Annotated in this window: 15 protein-coding genes; 10 read left to right on the top strand and 5 right to left on the bottom strand. The window is 41.8% G+C overall.

What is annotated here, in order from left to right:
* Positions 1 to 148 precede the first annotated feature (148 nt).
* Positions 149 to 1,147 carry a Gfo/Idh/MocA family protein gene (locus BN6556_RS05805; RefSeq protein ID WP_066188282.1) on the top strand — a complete coding sequence of 333 codons (999 nt, stop codon included), beginning with the start codon at positions 149 to 151 and terminating at the stop codon, positions 1,145 to 1,147.
* A gap of 73 nt (positions 1,148 to 1,220) precedes the next feature.
* Here BN6556_RS05805 and BN6556_RS05800 read toward each other — a convergent pair whose 3' ends face one another.
* Positions 1,221 to 1,988, bottom strand: coding sequence for a YibE/F family protein (locus tag BN6556_RS05800; protein WP_066188279.1), 768 nt, complete (start codon positions 1,986 to 1,988; stop codon positions 1,221 to 1,223).
* Positions 1,985 to 3,091 carry a YibE/F family protein gene (locus BN6556_RS05795; protein WP_148436673.1) on the bottom strand — a complete coding sequence of 369 codons (1,107 nt, stop codon included), beginning with the start codon at positions 3,089 to 3,091 and terminating at the stop codon, positions 1,985 to 1,987. Before BN6556_RS05795 ends, BN6556_RS05800 begins: the two co-directional genes overlap by 4 nt.
* An 82-nt stretch (positions 3,092 to 3,173) precedes the next feature.
* On the opposite strand from BN6556_RS05795, the gene BN6556_RS05790 reads away from it, so the two are divergent.
* Positions 3,174 to 4,259: a DNA alkylation repair protein gene (locus BN6556_RS05790; protein WP_066188275.1), complete on the top strand. Its 1,086-nt coding sequence runs from the start codon at positions 3,174 to 3,176 to the stop codon at positions 4,257 to 4,259.
* Between the two features lie 368 nt (positions 4,260 to 4,627).
* Here the strand turns inward: BN6556_RS05790 and BN6556_RS05785 are convergent, their stop codons facing one another.
* Both BN6556_RS05785 and BN6556_RS05780 read right to left on the bottom strand, forming a co-directional pair.
* Positions 4,628 to 5,545: an IS3 family transposase gene (locus BN6556_RS05785; RefSeq protein ID WP_066187785.1), complete on the bottom strand. Its 918-nt coding sequence runs from the start codon at positions 5,543 to 5,545 to the stop codon at positions 4,628 to 4,630.
* The gene (locus BN6556_RS05780) at positions 5,542 to 5,844 is read right to left on the bottom strand and encodes a helix-turn-helix domain-containing protein (RefSeq protein ID WP_066187788.1); all 303 of its coding nucleotides are present in this window, start codon (positions 5,842 to 5,844) and stop codon (positions 5,542 to 5,544) included. Before BN6556_RS05780 ends, BN6556_RS05785 begins: the two co-directional genes overlap by 4 nt.
* A 319-nt stretch (positions 5,845 to 6,163) precedes the next feature.
* Here BN6556_RS05780 and BN6556_RS05775 point away from each other — a divergent pair, with 319 nt between their 5' ends.
* From BN6556_RS05775 to BN6556_RS05740, 8 genes are all read left to right on the top strand, one after another.
* Positions 6,164 to 8,332, top strand: coding sequence for a DNA topoisomerase III (locus tag BN6556_RS05775; protein ID WP_066188272.1), 2,169 nt, complete (start codon positions 6,164 to 6,166; stop codon positions 8,330 to 8,332).
* Positions 8,333 to 8,451: 119 nt separating this feature from the next.
* Entirely contained in the window at positions 8,452 to 9,036 is a 585-nt protein-coding gene (locus tag BN6556_RS05770; RefSeq protein WP_066188269.1) for a DUF3889 domain-containing protein, read from the top strand.
* Between the two features lie 318 nt (positions 9,037 to 9,354).
* Positions 9,355 to 9,663, top strand: a complete 309-nt coding sequence (locus tag BN6556_RS05765) for a lmo0954 family membrane protein (RefSeq protein ID WP_066188267.1) — start codon at positions 9,355 to 9,357, stop codon at positions 9,661 to 9,663.
* 22 nt (positions 9,664 to 9,685) lie between these two features.
* Positions 9,686 to 10,315: a PspA/IM30 family protein gene (locus tag BN6556_RS05760; protein ID WP_066188265.1), complete on the top strand. Its 630-nt coding sequence runs from the start codon at positions 9,686 to 9,688 to the stop codon at positions 10,313 to 10,315.
* Between the two features lie 113 nt (positions 10,316 to 10,428).
* Complete coding sequence (locus BN6556_RS05755) at positions 10,429 to 10,812, top strand: hypothetical protein (protein WP_066188263.1); 384 nt, start codon at positions 10,429 to 10,431, stop codon at positions 10,810 to 10,812.
* Between the two features lie 79 nt (positions 10,813 to 10,891).
* Positions 10,892 to 11,611 (top strand): cell wall-active antibiotics response protein LiaF, encoded by a 720-nt coding sequence (gene liaF / locus BN6556_RS05750; protein WP_066188261.1) that lies wholly within the window; start codon positions 10,892 to 10,894, stop codon positions 11,609 to 11,611.
* Complete coding sequence (locus BN6556_RS05745) at positions 11,608 to 12,645, top strand: sensor histidine kinase (protein WP_066188259.1); 1,038 nt, start codon at positions 11,608 to 11,610, stop codon at positions 12,643 to 12,645. The genes liaF and BN6556_RS05745 overlap by 4 nt, the downstream gene beginning before the upstream one ends.
* Positions 12,642 to 13,274: a response regulator gene (locus BN6556_RS05740; protein WP_066188257.1), complete on the top strand. Its 633-nt coding sequence runs from the start codon at positions 12,642 to 12,644 to the stop codon at positions 13,272 to 13,274. The genes BN6556_RS05745 and BN6556_RS05740 overlap by 4 nt, the downstream gene beginning before the upstream one ends.
* Positions 13,275 to 13,314: 40 nt before the next feature.
* On the opposite strand, the gene BN6556_RS05735 is transcribed toward BN6556_RS05740, so the two are convergent.
* A complete protein-coding gene (locus BN6556_RS05735; protein WP_066188255.1) occupies positions 13,315 to 13,920 on the bottom strand; it encodes a YpmS family protein in 606 nt (201 codons plus the stop codon).

Here is a 13,920-nt window from a genome sequence, read left to right as displayed (position 1 = left end):
TATTGCTTACTTTGCCGTTCTTGAATGCTATGATTAGTCAAGTCTTTGAGGATTTGCTATACTAGATTAGAATGAGTGAAAAGGGTTACAGTTAGCTCATGGTTAGCGAATATAAATAGGTAACTTACATAAGGAGTGGAGGAATAAAATGTTAAATGTAGCCTTATTAAGCAGATGGCACGTGCATGCCAATGATTATGCACAACAGGCAAAAGCAAATGATGGTATCCAGATAAGCGCCGTATGGGATGAAGAACCGGGACGAGGAAAGCAATGGGCAGAAGAATTAGCGGTGCCTTTTTATGAAGATTTGGATGCGTTGTTGTCGCAATCAGATATTGATGCAGTAATCGTTGATACCCCAACTAATATGCATAAAGAAGTGATTGTCAAGGCAGCGCAGTATAAGAAGCATGTGTTTACGGAAAAAGTGTTAGCGATTACCGTAGATGACTATCAGGAAATCATGAAAGCCATTGAAGCAGCAGGTGTAGAGCTGATGGTTTCCCTGCCAAGGTTAACAGAAGATTACTATTTACGTGCTCAAAAGGTGTTAGACGAAGGTCTTTTAGGTACACTCACCACTATTCGTTGTCGATATGCTCATAATGGGGCTGTGCCATCGGAGAACAGTGCAACAGGCTGGTTACCTCCACACTTCTTTGATAAAGAACAATGTGGTGGCGGGGCGTTAATTGATTTGGGTGCCCATGGCATCTATTTAAGTAATCGTCTGGCAGGACCAGCTCGATCGCTATCTGCTGTATTACAATCAACAAGCGATCAGTATGAGGTGGACGACAATGCAGCAGTATTGGTAGACTACCAATCTGGTGCGATCGGTATTTTAGAAACAAGCTTTTTGTCCAGCGGCAGTCCCTTCTTGTTAGAGTTATATGGTACAGAAGGAACGTTAATAGTAGAAGATGAATCGGTACGCCTGCGCGCAGGTGGAGAGTGGAAAGAGGTAACAGACCCGGTTTCGGCACCAATGCCAATGGAGCAATGGGTACAGGCTATTAACAAAACGGCCGAACCAAGCCTGAAACCAGAGGATTTCTATAACCTTACCGTGATGAATCAAGCGGCCGCAAAGTCCAATGAAACAGGTGAAAGGGTATTGTTGGAAGACATCATAACGAAATAATGATAGAAGGAAGCAGGGGGGAGATCCTTGCTTCCTTTTTGTACCATTTCAGACTCTCTACGCATTTATCGATCTATTCCTCGCGCACCTTTTTTCGTGTCAGATAATAGGCACTCATTGCAGCGGCAATGGGTATAACCGCTGCGACCCCTGTTCCAGAGATAAGTATCGTAATCATCTCATCACTAAACACCTTGGCGTTCACGATATCTCCAATCGAGTAATCCAAGTCCTTAAACCAAATAATTAGTCCCATGTAACCGCCGAAAAAGGCGAAGAATAACGTATTGGTACTCGTGCCTAAGATGTCTCGACCAATCCGAATGCCGGCCAAAAAAAGATCTTTTCTAGAAATATCTGGGTTTTGATCATGGATTTCCCGCATAGGTGACGTGATGGAAATGGCCGTATCCAAGATGGCCCCGATCGTACTCATGATAATAACCGAGGCCGCTATTTGAACGAAGTTAAGTCCAATGTGCACAGAGAAAATAGTCAGCGATTCGGATTCTTCCTCGCCAAAGCCTTGTATCATTGACTGCTCTGTCAACAGAATAATAAAGAATAACAACGCCACAATCGTGACAATCGACGCAAAAAAAGCAAGCACGGTTTTGTTATTGATCTCATTGATAAAAAAGAGACTGGTGGCACTGATCAATCCACATGCGACGATGGTTAACAAGACTGGGTGAGCATCAGGATCATTCATCACCAATACCGTTGCGATCACAATCAGAAAGTTAATAAATAAGGCGCTGAACGACTTAATTCCTTTCTTCCCGCCAACCCATGCCATTAAGAAAAATAGGATGATCGCTAGCAATACTAATACATTCATGATAGACTCGCCTGCTTTCTTTTGATGAAGAAGATCGAGATATAGATGGCAAGTGGAATGGTTATCACGATACCAATCCCCCCAGCCAATGCCCGAGCTAATTCAAGCGATAGATTCATCGTCAGGGTAAACCCTAGTGGCGATTCATTTTTGAGATAGAGTAAAAGCATCGGAATCGATCCACTGATATAGACAAAAAATAAAATATTCGTCATGGTTCCCATAATATCTTTTCCAACTTCAAATCCTGCTTTTTTTAAAGTGGCGATCGAGGTGCGCTGATTCTTCTCAAACATCTCGAAAATGGAGGCAGATAGCGTGATTGCCACATCCATTACTGCCCCTAATGAGCCGATCAACAGGCCTGCCATAAAGACCGTGTACGGATTACGAGTGAGAAACGACATCTCTTCATAACGCAACCCCTGCTCGCCTGTTACACGCAAGGCAATATAGGTAATAAGCAACGAGAGAAAGGTGCCAATTAGTGTTGTAATAATTGCTGTATAAGTTTTTTCATTGAAACCCGTGGCCATCAACAAAGATAATATGGTGAAAATCACGATGCTAATCCCGCTGATGACAAATAGGCTCAGGTTGCCATTTTGCAAGTAGATATCTAAAGAAACGGAGAGGATAATTGCATTTACTGCCAGACTGATCGCAGACAGAGCTCCCCTTGATTTACCTACTGCCAATAATATAAGCAGGAACGCCCATGCCGCCCAGAGTAAGTATTTATCCCGTTTAATATCACTAATAGAGCTGCCATCATTGGCCAAAAAAATCTCGGTGCCAGCAGATAGTTGATATTCAATCCCGAGGGATTCTGAATAGGTATTGGTCAGTTCTATGGTTTCGCCTTTTTCTTCGCCATTACGGATTTCTCCCGTTATTTGTTGTGTGACACGAATATCTTTGTTGTCATATTCATCTGTCGTTTCTTCTTGGCTGCTTTCCGTCACATCTGTTACCTTGACGATGGTGCGATCATAAAAATCGTGGTTATGATAGACAAAGATAAGTGATGCAATACAGCTGATTAACAAAAGGCAAACAGTTATAAGTTGTGTTTTGGTTCGTTTTTTTAACCATGTATACAATATAATCACCCTAACCGTGGTATGATGGTAGAGACTATTCGATATACTATCATAACATTTTTGGAAGTGGAGTGAGAAATAAATGTCATCTGAGCCATTAAAAGAGGTCTATAATCATGCTTTTTTGGTACAACTGATGGAAAAAATAACACAGGTTTATCCAAGCTTTGACCAAGCAGGGTTTCTTGCTGCTGTTTATCATACAGATTGGGAGACGCTTGAATTGAAACAGCGTATGCGTCGGATCACAGAGAGCATAGGTGAACATTTGCCCGCAGACTATGCAGAGGCCATTACTATTTTGTTGGGGATAGCTCCGCAATGTACAGGTTTTCCTTATTTAATTTTCCCAGATTTTGTAGAACGATTCGGTCAAGATCATTGGGAGATTTCGATACAGGCACTAGAGATGTTTACACAAGGTTCCAGTGCGGAATTTGCTGTAAGACCATTTATCAAGAATGATCCAGATAGAATGATGGCACAGATGCGGCAGTGGTCGAAGCATGATAATGAGCATGTGCGTCGTTTAGCCAGTGAAGGATGCCGTCCCAAATTGCCTTGGGCCGCTCCATTAACCTTTTTCCGTGAAGATCCCTCGGCCATTCTGCCTATTCTGGAACAGCTCAAAGCAGACTCCTCCAAGTATGTCCAGAAAAGCGTCGCTAATAATCTCAATGATATCGCCAAGGATCATCCAGACTTGGTTCAGACAATTGTTCAAAAATGGCGTGGCAAGCGGGAGGAGACGGATTGGATTTTGCGCCATGGCAGCCGGACTCTTCTAAAGCAAGGCAAACCAGAGGTGTTATCGCTATTTGGTTATCTTGACGCGGAGGCGATGGTGGTGGAAGACTTCCGTTTATCAAGCGAGGAATTGACCCTAGGAGAGACACTGACTTTTTCATTTCGAGTAATTAATCCGACTGATACAGTGCAAAAGCTGCGAGTTGAATATGCCATTGATTTTGTCAAAGCAAATGGGAAACAAAGCCGTAAAATTTTTCAATTATCCGATAAACTTTTTGCACCGGGCGAAACAGAGATCATTCGCAAGCAAAAGTTTGTGAATCTTACCACCAGAAAACATTATGCTGGTCTCCACCGGCTAACGATACGAATAAACGGTAAAGACAAGCAGAGCCAGGAGTTTCAGTTAACTGTCTAAAAGGCTTGCTTGTCATAATAAGCAGTAGGAGAAAGGCAAATAACGAATCTCACGGACAAAAAACCAGCAAACCGCAAAGTTTTGTCCGTAAGAATGGATGCACATGCATCTGTCAAGTAGACAAACGAAATTGTCCGTCATTTTTTCTTACCCTGATGATACGTAGGCCGTTTATCCGCCATCCTTGCCAGCTATTTGGGGTCGTGGTGAGGTAGGCATGTCGAATCGGGAAAAATAAAGCCTTTAAGGGCTGTCGATTCGCGCATGCAGCGTACCATGACCCATCTCTTCTAAGCTCTCGCTGGTCGGGTCCCGGGTCCCAACACAGCGAATCGCTAAGAAGAGGCATAGCTGGCAAGGACAAGCAGCTACGCTGTGGCTTTCGCTGTTCCTCTTGTGCCCCATTGACCCTCCCATCGCTCGATAAAGTGCACAGGATTTGTTTGTAATTTGGTGTGGATTCGTTTATGATTGTAATAGTGAATGTACTCGGTTATCGCGTATTGCACTTCAGATGCTGTCTTTGCGTCTTCAAAGAAACAGGCCATTTCACATTTTGCGTGACTGAAGAAGTTTTCAATACATGCGTTATCCCAGCAGTTGCCTCTGCGGGACATGGATGGTGTGAGACCCATCTCTTGGACACGCATTTGATAACCAGCGTTTGTGAATTGTGTGCCTTGATCACTATGTAGGATGGCGCCTTTCACAAACGTTTTTTCTTTTAAGCCCTCTAAAGCCTCATAGACCAATGCCATGTCTTGACGAGGTCCCACGGCATGAGCTACCACCTCATCATGAAACAGGTCCTTAATGGCGCATAAATAAAGAAATTTATTAACCCCTTGTTGGACAGGCAAGTAGGTGATGTCAATGGCAAATTTGCATCCTGGCTTTTCCGCATGAAAGTTACGATCCAAGATATTCGCTACTTTATGATGGCTGTCATGACGTTTCACATAGCGCTTTTGTCGAATCTTACAACGCAAGCCATATTGTCGCATGATACGAGCTACACGCATTTCTCCCGCCTGAATATCATAGGTTTCCTTCAGAGCTATTTTCATTCGTTTTCTCCCCAGTGTCCCACGATGCTCCTGATGCAACTTCCATAAGTAGCTATACAATTGTTCATCTTGATTCGCTTGCATACTGCCGCCTCCACGGTTTTTCCACTTATAATAACCTGCCCTCGATACATCGGTTAGCTCCACTAAGTCCGTCACCGGATAATCCTTGGCATTGGCTTCAATAAAAGCAAACTGTAGCTCTTTCTGTTCTCTCACCCCCTTTCCAACTCCAAAAGCTTTTTTAATAATTCAATCTGGAGCGCCTGACGCTCGAGTTTTTCGTCTTTAGTTAGCTCTTTCTTTTTCGCTTTTGTCTCCAGGTTTTTCCTTTGTTTGTCACTAGGTTGCTTCTTGTTTGTAAGCGCTTCATAACCTCCCTCTCGAACTCTTTGTACCCAACGTCTAGCCACTCTTCCATCACTAATATCATATGTTTGTACTAAGTCTCGAATGGCATGTCCTTCAAAATATTTCCCCACTACTTCTTTCTTCAATTCATAACTATAAGTTCTCATCTGTTCCGCCCACTCTCCTGTTGATTAAATTCCCTATTATAGTGGACATGTCTCGAACTTGTCTACTCTACTAATACAATATCAATGAATCTCACGGACAAAAAACCGCCAACCTCCGAAATTTTGTCCGTAAGAATGGATCTAATAGTCAACAAATCAACAAGAGCAGTTTTTGTACCGAGCTAGGGGAGCCTATCATACGTTCATCATCCTAGCTATCAGCGCTTTTCCAACCGGTTAATCCCATACGTAAGGTTTTTAGCAAAGTCATTTTTGTGGTAAAGTAGTTAGCAGGAAGCAGTAGAAAGGATTGTCTATTATGAGTAAAACAGTCGTAATTGCAGAAAAACCTTCCGTAGGCCGAGACATTGCCCGTGTTTTAAAGTGCAGTAAAAAAGCAAACGGCTTTATGGAAGGTTCGCAATATATCGTGACATGGGCCTTGGGTCATCTAGTAACATTAGCAGATCCAGAGGTTTATGATCAAAAATATAAAACATGGAAACTGGAAGAGCTGCCGATGCTGCCAGACCGCTTGAAATTGGTAGTGATTAAGCAGACAGGTAAGCAGTTCCAAACGGTCAAGAATCAGTTGATCCGCAAAGATGTGAAGGACGTTGTTATTGCAACGGATGCTGGTAGAGAAGGGGAATTAGTAGCTCGTTGGATATTGGATAAAGTTCGCGTCCATAAACCGGTCAAGCGACTATGGATTTCTTCCGTCACCGACCAAGCAATTAAGCAAGGCTTTCAAAACCTAAAACCGGCCAAGGACTATGAAAACCTTTATTATTCAGCGGTGGCACGTTCAGAAGCAGATTGGTATGTAGGACTTAATGCTACGAGGGCATTAACGACCAAATTTAATGCGCAATTATCAAGTGGACGGGTGCAGACACCAACGCTTGCTATGGTTGCTGCGCGAGAACAAGAGATTAAGGAATTTAAGCCGAAGAAATTTTATCAAATAAAGGCTCGTACCAAGGACAATATAAGATTAACTTGGCGTAAAAGTAATGGAGAGACTCGTCTATTTAACCATGATCAGGCGCAAGAGCTTCTTCATAAATTACAAAACCAAGATTTAACCGTTACGAAAATAGAGAGAAAACAAAAGAAAAATTATGCGCCAACCTTATATGATTTAACTGATTTACAACGGGATGCCAATAAGATATTTGGTTTTTCAGGGAAACAAACCTTGTCGATTATGCAAAAATTGTATGAGCAGCACAAGGTGTTAACCTATCCAAGAACTGATTCCAAATACATTTCAACAGATATCGTACCAACCTTGAAGGAACGTTTAGATGGTTGTGGCATAGGACCCTATGCCAAGGCGACGAATCAAATCAAGAAAAAACCGATTAAAGGCAATAAATCGTTTGTCGATAATAGCAAGGTATCGGATCACCATGCGATTATACCAACCGAGGAACCTGTCTATCTGTCCAATTTAACCGATCAAGAGCAAAAAATTTATGATCTGGTTATCAAACGTTTCTTGGCGGTATTACTGCCGCCTTATCAATTTGAACAAGTCCAGCTAACCGCGCAGATGGGTGGGGAAGTGTTTACCGCTTCTGGAAAAAATGTGATCGATTTAGGCTTCAGAGTGCTATACAACGAGAAAGAAGATAACGAAGAAGAACAGAAGATTAATCATATTAAGGAAGGTCATAGCTGGCATGGTGTCAAACTCACCTTAAATGAAGGAGAAACACAACCACCAGAGCGTTTAACAGAGGGAACCTTATTGTCTGCTATGGAAAATCCAGCGAAGTTTTTAGACGGAGAGGATAAAAAGGCGACCCAAACACTGAAGGCAACAGGTGGACTTGGTACAGTAGCTACCAGAGCGGATATTATTGAGAAATTATTTAACACCTTTTATATGGAGAAAAAAGGGAAGTATCTGTACCTTACATCGAAAGGAAGGCAGTTATTAGAGTTGGTTCCGGCAGAATTACGTTCTCCAATGTTAACTGCCCAGTGGGAAGAAAAACTACAGCAAATTGCGAATGGAAAATTGAAGAAACAGGCTTTTATTAATGAAATCAAAGGATATACCAGAGAGGTAGTTCATCAGGTGAAAAATAGTGGTGCTACTTACAAACATGATAATATGACTGGTACGAAATGTCCGAAATGCGGTAAGTTGATGCTAGAGGTCAACGGTAAAAAGGGGCGCATGCTCGTTTGCCAAGATCGGGAATGTGGTGAACGCAAGCCAATCGCCAAGAAGACGAATGCCCGTTGTCCGAATTGCCATAAGCGGATGGAACTGCGTGGTCAAGGTGACAGTCAAACCTTTTCTTGTGTTTGTGGTTACCATGAAAAATTATCCTCTTTCCAAAAACGAAAAGAAAAACAAGGGAAAAACAAGGCAACGAAACGAGATGTGAATAAGTATTTAAATAAGCAGGATGAAGGCTTTTCCAATACAGCCTTGGCGGATGCTCTAGCCAAGCTGAAAAAAGATGAATAAATAAAAAGGTGACATCACTTGGTGTCATCTTTTTTTTATGGATATGGTGTTTTGTGTCACACCATCCGCCTATGCTTTCATATAATAGAATGAATGAAGCATAAAGGGGGAGAGTGTACATGAATCCATATCAATATCCCTACTATTCAAGTTATGCCTATGATATGCGTCAGCAAACCATAGCTGGTCAGGCAACTTGGACAACAGGAGGGACAACAACAAAATGTAATATACCATGGTCGTATAATCAGCATATGACGGTGGCGGTAAGTAGTCTGTCGCCTTATCAATGTGGTCAGTTGATCAAAGTCACTAATCCGCAAAATGCTCGAGAGGTATTAGTAACAGTGGTTGATTCTGTGCCAAATGTGCCAGCTAATCAGCTGAACTTGCATCGCATGGCCTTTGAAGCGTTGGGTGTTAATCCTTCAGTAGGTGTAATCCCGATCCAATTTCAGCCATCTCCAGATCTTGCCGAGGAGAAATGGGGAAAATATCTGTTGGAAGTCATCCAAGTAGCTTATCCAAATGCTCGAGTGACGGACTATAGTTTGGTAGAACGAAGTCAGCCAGAAAACAATCAAGTGAAAGAGGTATATGATTTTGTGCTACAATCCAATCAAGGGCAATTAAATCTACGCGGCACGGTCATCTATAACCCGGTTACCGATAGAGTGATATCTTTTGATTTTAAAGAGAGATAAGAAGAAAGCACTCGTGATGGGACGGGTGCTTTTTTGGTGGCATATTATATATATTTGAATCTTACGGACCGAGGAGCAGAAATTGTTCTACCCAGACCATAAGGTTCGATCTATAGGCGCACGAAAACCACTGCCAGTTCTAATCGCCATTATGACTCCCGCCACTCTGTCACTGACTTGCTCCATCAACTATTCTGTCTCCACTCCCACAAGTCCTACCCACCCTACGCCTCCAGTCCTATTGCAAAATATATCCACAGCCCGTTTTGAAAAGCCTTGAAACCAGCTATCATATAAGTATGGAAGGAGGCAAAGCAGATGAAAACATTTTTAATCGTCAGTTTAGCGATTATCGCCGGTATTGTGTTGCTAACCAATTTAGGATCCATAATCATGCTTGCCATCAGTGTGTTAATTGCTTATTACGGAGTGAAGAAATTCATCCTGGCAGACACAACCGGTAGTAAGGTTGGTTGGGCAATCGTAGTGTTAATCGGTGTATCGATGTCACTATCCAATATCCCAGCCTTGATCGGTATCGCTGCCTTGGTCGTTTTGTATTATGCCTATAAGAAATATCAAGAAGAAAAACAGTCAAAAGACTACTTAGAATGGGAAAACATTTAATAAACTCAAGGAGGAATTTACAATGGCAAACTTATTTACTCGTATTAAAGACACCGTGATGGCAGATTTAAATGACGCTATCGATCGTAAGGAGGAAAAGAACCCAATAGCACACGTTAATCAGTATATTCGTGAATGCGAGCAAGAAGTTAAGAAAATCAAACACCTTATGGACAAGCAATATGAGATCAAACATGATATTGATCGGGAACGAAATCAAGCGAAAACCATGGTAGAAAAACGTAAGCGCCAAGTGCAGCTAGCAGAGGAAATGAATGAAACAGATCTGTTAGCAGAGGCAAAAACGGAGTTAGAACAGTTCGAGGCACGTGTAGTCCATTTGGATGAAATGTCTGATAAGTCCATTAAAGATTTGGAAATGCTCGAAACAAAATATATCCAAATGAAACAGAAATTGAAGGATCTCTATGTAAAAAGATTGGAGCTTCGCAGCCGGGAGAATGTTGCTCGCACCACACAAGGAATGAACAAGGTGTTAGAAACGGAGCTTGTTTCCAAGAGCGCTTCTAAATTTGCCGAATTGGAAAGTTATATTGAACGCATTGAGCAACGCGTCCGTTCCGACTATCGTTTACACACGTTAGACGCCCGTTTTCAAGAATTAGAAAAAAAGGCTACAAAATCAAGCTAAAAACATGTTATTCTATAATCATGGATGATGTCATGATCGGAAAGGAAAAGGTTGTTAACAAGGTGCAGCATATGCGCTGCGCCTTTTTCCTTCTATCAGAAAGGAGTATGATAATGATAAAAAGAGTGACCATGGTTGTATTGACGCTCCTGGTGGCGATTGGTCTTATCTTAGCAGGGGCGAAAAATCCAATCGGAACAAATGCTAATTCCTTCGATGAGCCATGGGGATTATGGCTAGCGATTGGGGTAGTTGTCTTTTTCTTCTTGCCCCCTGTCATATTGGCATTTTTTAATCATATTGTTGTCAAGATAGCTTCAGCAGTATATCAAGGATTTATCGCGATGTCCTTTATCGTGTTGATACCAGTAGGTTTTTTTGTTGAGGATGGTACGATGATAAGTGCCGCTGGTGTGTTAGGGGCAGTTATAAGTATTAGCAGTATCGTGGTGACTATTGTAGCGGGAACAACCAAGCCAGTCGAGAAAACCGCCTGAGCTTACCCCTATTACATAAAGAACAATCATACATAACAGGCAGTTTATTAAATAGACAAAGGGGAAGGAGGCGATCTATATGTCCAAGAAAAACAACCGCGATGTATTGCAGGTACTCATCATTGTAGGTGCCGTTTTCTTGTTATTTGAAATTTTATTTATAGATCCAGGCCTCCTTTTTTTGATTGCACTTGGGGCTGTGGGAATCTACTTGGGAAGAAGATCTTTTCATACGATGACAGGAAAAACGATCTTCTGGGGCGGAGTTGTTTTTATTTTTATTGCCGCGCTAAACACTTATGTACTAAGGCTGGTTATCTTCGCTGTGGTGATCTACTTTGTCTGGCATTGGTACCAACAAAGACAGAAAGAGGCAGAACCGGAGCCCAAATATCTTAACATCGATGAAGAATCCTTATATGAAGATCGAGTGATACAAACGGAGTGGTTCGGTAAGTATCATACCACCGATCAAGGTTTTGTCTGGCAGGATTTGAATTTTCAATCGGCCATAGGAGATGTGGTGATTGACTTAAATAATACCATGCTACCTGATGATGACGCCGTTATTGTGATTCGGCAACTAGCTGGAAAAGTAACGATTATTGTGCCTTATGATGTCGAAATTATCCTGGATCATACCGTACTTTTTGGTGACATCTATGCATTCGAGCATGAAGAAAAAAATGCCTTCAATCGACATATTCAAGTGCAGACAAAAGACTTTGAGATATCGGATCAACGCGTCCGAATTTTCACCCAAATGATAGCTGGAAAGTTTGAGGTGAAAAGAGGATGAAATTATATACACGCATGATTTTTTTAACCTGTTTATTCGCCTTTTTGTTATTGGGTATGCTGGGGTCTATTTATTATATTGCTTTTCCGATTGAGGATTGGAGTGATCTGTGGACAAATAAGGTATTTGAGATCCCGTTTATCGTGATGCTACCCATGATTACCATTCTTTTCGGGTCCGTAATTGGTATTGTGATGACCATTTTCTGGCAGCGTCGACTACAATATGTAGAGACAAGCTTGCACCATATCTTGAAAAATCAATCCTTCTCTGATCCAGTTTCTTTTGAAGAGATGGATGATGTATTAGCAAAGTTAAAAGAAGTTCAACAGTATATTCAGGAACAAACGAGACGTACGCAGAAATTGATTGAAGAACGTGCAAGTGACCAGGAAGAAACGATTAATCAAGTGATCTCGGAAGAACGTAATCGCTTGGCACGTGAGTTGCATGATTCCGTCAGTCAAGAACTATTTGCCGCCTCGATGTTAGTGTCAGCCGTGATTACAGCCAATAAGGGACAAAGTGATAAGATGACTAAGCAATTACAGCAGATTGAAGCAATGATCCAGCAGTCACAGCTGGAGATGCGGGCGTTATTACTACATCTAAGACCTGTACAGTTAAAAAATAAAACGTTAAATGAAGGTGTGGAACAATTACTAGCAGAACTCCATGCTAAGGTCCCAATGGACATCACCTGGCAATTAGAAGATATCACCGTAAGTAAAGGGATTGAAGACCAACTATTCCGTATCTTACAAGAGGCTATTTCCAACGCTTTGCGTCATGCTAAGGCTGATAAACTGGCTGTTTTGTTAATCGAACGAGAACACTTCCTCATTTTACGCATAACTGATGATGGAATTGGATTTGATGTGCAAGATAAACGAGACCGATCCTATGGATTGACGAATATGTATGAAAGGGCGGCTGAGGTCGGTGCCAATTTGCGCATGGTAAGTATTAAAGGACAGGGAACGAAGGTAGAAGTACGTGTACCACTAATCAGTGATGGAGGTGAAGAAACATGATCCGCGTTTTATTTGTTGACGATCATGAAATGGTAAGGATTGGAGTAAGTGCTTATTTAGACACACAGGAAGATATTGAAGTAGTAGCAGAGGCGGATAATGGCAAGAAGGCAGTAACGCTGGCCCTTGACTTAAAACCGGATATTATTCTAATGGATTTGGTTATGGAAGAGATGGACGGAATTGAGGCAACACGTCAAATCAAACAACAGTGGCCAGAGGCAAAGATTCTTATTGTGACTAGTTTTATTGATGATGACAAGGTGTATCCTGCATTAGAAGCCGGGGCAACCAGCTATTTATTAAAAACATCCAAAGCCGATGTGATTGCTGGAGCTATTCGCGACACTTATCATGGCGAATCGGTATTAGAAAAAGAAGTGACAGCAAAAATGATGCAGAAATTTTCAAGTGGCAGTAAAGAGTCTCAGCATGATAGTCTAACAAAACGCGAGATGGAAATTCTATTGTTGATCGCACAAGGGAAAACAAACCAAGAAATTGCTGATGAATTGTTTATCGCTTTAAAAACAACCAAGGTTCACGTCAGCAATATCCTTAGTAAATTAGAAGTGCAAGATCGGACACAAGCAGCTGTCTATGCCTATCAAAATGGATTGATCAGCTAAGGGAAGACAGCCTGTTATAGCGGTTATTGTGCGATTCCCCCTACAAACCCAATGTTTTGTTAGGGACCTTAATCCGGAAACTGATGTTATCATCTTCCAAGTTAATTTGTTGTGCCTTGACGCGAAAGTTACTCCTAAGGTTCATTTGTGTAACGGCAATGTAGATAGATTCATCCTTCGGGCTGATCGTAATCCATTCAGGTGTTCTAATTCGACTGTTCACGTATTGGAGGATACGATCCTGTGGTAATCGCAATAATCCCAACGACATACCGGTTGACTGTAATAAGATATCGCCATTCTCTTGGACAATCGGCTCAAAGGTAATATTAACAGGAACCTCTTGGGAGAAGGCCTCCACCGATCCCATCAAATGTACTTCTTCATCAAACTTTACAGCATATTGTATGTTTTCTTGTTTAGGCAGTTTATCTAAATAGGCATTGACTAGTTCATTCAAGTTTTCTTTGCTGGAGCGGATCGTGAATTCAGCCCCCGCATCATCCTCAATAAACTGTTTATCAGGCGGTGTTTCCCCAGGCACAGGCCAGAAGATGAACAGAATAACACCGAAGATAAGCACGGCGTTTACCGCTAACAATGTGATAAATAATTTTCTCCAATTGGTTAATTTTTTTTCTTCCAT

Source organism: Gracilibacillus timonensis (genome assembly GCF_900086715.1).
Lineage (GTDB): Bacteria > Bacillota > Bacilli > Bacillales > Amphibacillaceae > Gracilibacillus > Gracilibacillus timonensis.
This window is presented reverse-complemented; position numbering and strand designations above follow the sequence as displayed.

Bases quoted from the DNA above. Each gene is read 5' to 3' on its own strand.
- BN6556_RS05805 (WP_066188282.1), top strand. From the start codon at position 149: ATGTTAAATGTAGCCTTATTAAGCAGATGGCACGTGCATGCCAATGAT.
- BN6556_RS05800 (WP_066188279.1), bottom strand. From the start codon at position 1,988: ATGAATGTATTAGTATTGCTAGCGATCATCCTATTTTTCTTAATGGCA.
- BN6556_RS05790 (WP_066188275.1), top strand. From the start codon at position 3,174: ATGTCATCTGAGCCATTAAAAGAGGTCTATAATCATGCTTTTTTGGTA.
- BN6556_RS05780 (WP_066187788.1), bottom strand. From the start codon at position 5,844: ATGAGAACTTATAGTTATGAATTGAAGAAAGAAGTAGTGGGGAAATAT.
- BN6556_RS05775 (WP_066188272.1), top strand. From the start codon at position 6,164: ATGAGTAAAACAGTCGTAATTGCAGAAAAACCTTCCGTAGGCCGAGAC.
- BN6556_RS05770 (WP_066188269.1), top strand. From the start codon at position 8,452: ATGAATCCATATCAATATCCCTACTATTCAAGTTATGCCTATGATATG.
- BN6556_RS05765 (WP_066188267.1), top strand. From the start codon at position 9,355: ATGAAAACATTTTTAATCGTCAGTTTAGCGATTATCGCCGGTATTGTG.
- BN6556_RS05760 (WP_066188265.1), top strand. From the start codon at position 9,686: ATGGCAAACTTATTTACTCGTATTAAAGACACCGTGATGGCAGATTTA.
- BN6556_RS05755 (WP_066188263.1), top strand. From the start codon at position 10,429: ATGATAAAAAGAGTGACCATGGTTGTATTGACGCTCCTGGTGGCGATT.
- liaF (WP_066188261.1), top strand. From the start codon at position 10,892: ATGTCCAAGAAAAACAACCGCGATGTATTGCAGGTACTCATCATTGTA.
- BN6556_RS05745 (WP_066188259.1), top strand. From the start codon at position 11,608: ATGAAATTATATACACGCATGATTTTTTTAACCTGTTTATTCGCCTTT.
- BN6556_RS05740 (WP_066188257.1), top strand. From the start codon at position 12,642: ATGATCCGCGTTTTATTTGTTGACGATCATGAAATGGTAAGGATTGGA.
- BN6556_RS05735 (WP_066188255.1), bottom strand. From the start codon at position 13,920: ATGGAAGAAAAAAAATTAACCAATTGGAGAAAATTATTTATCACATTG.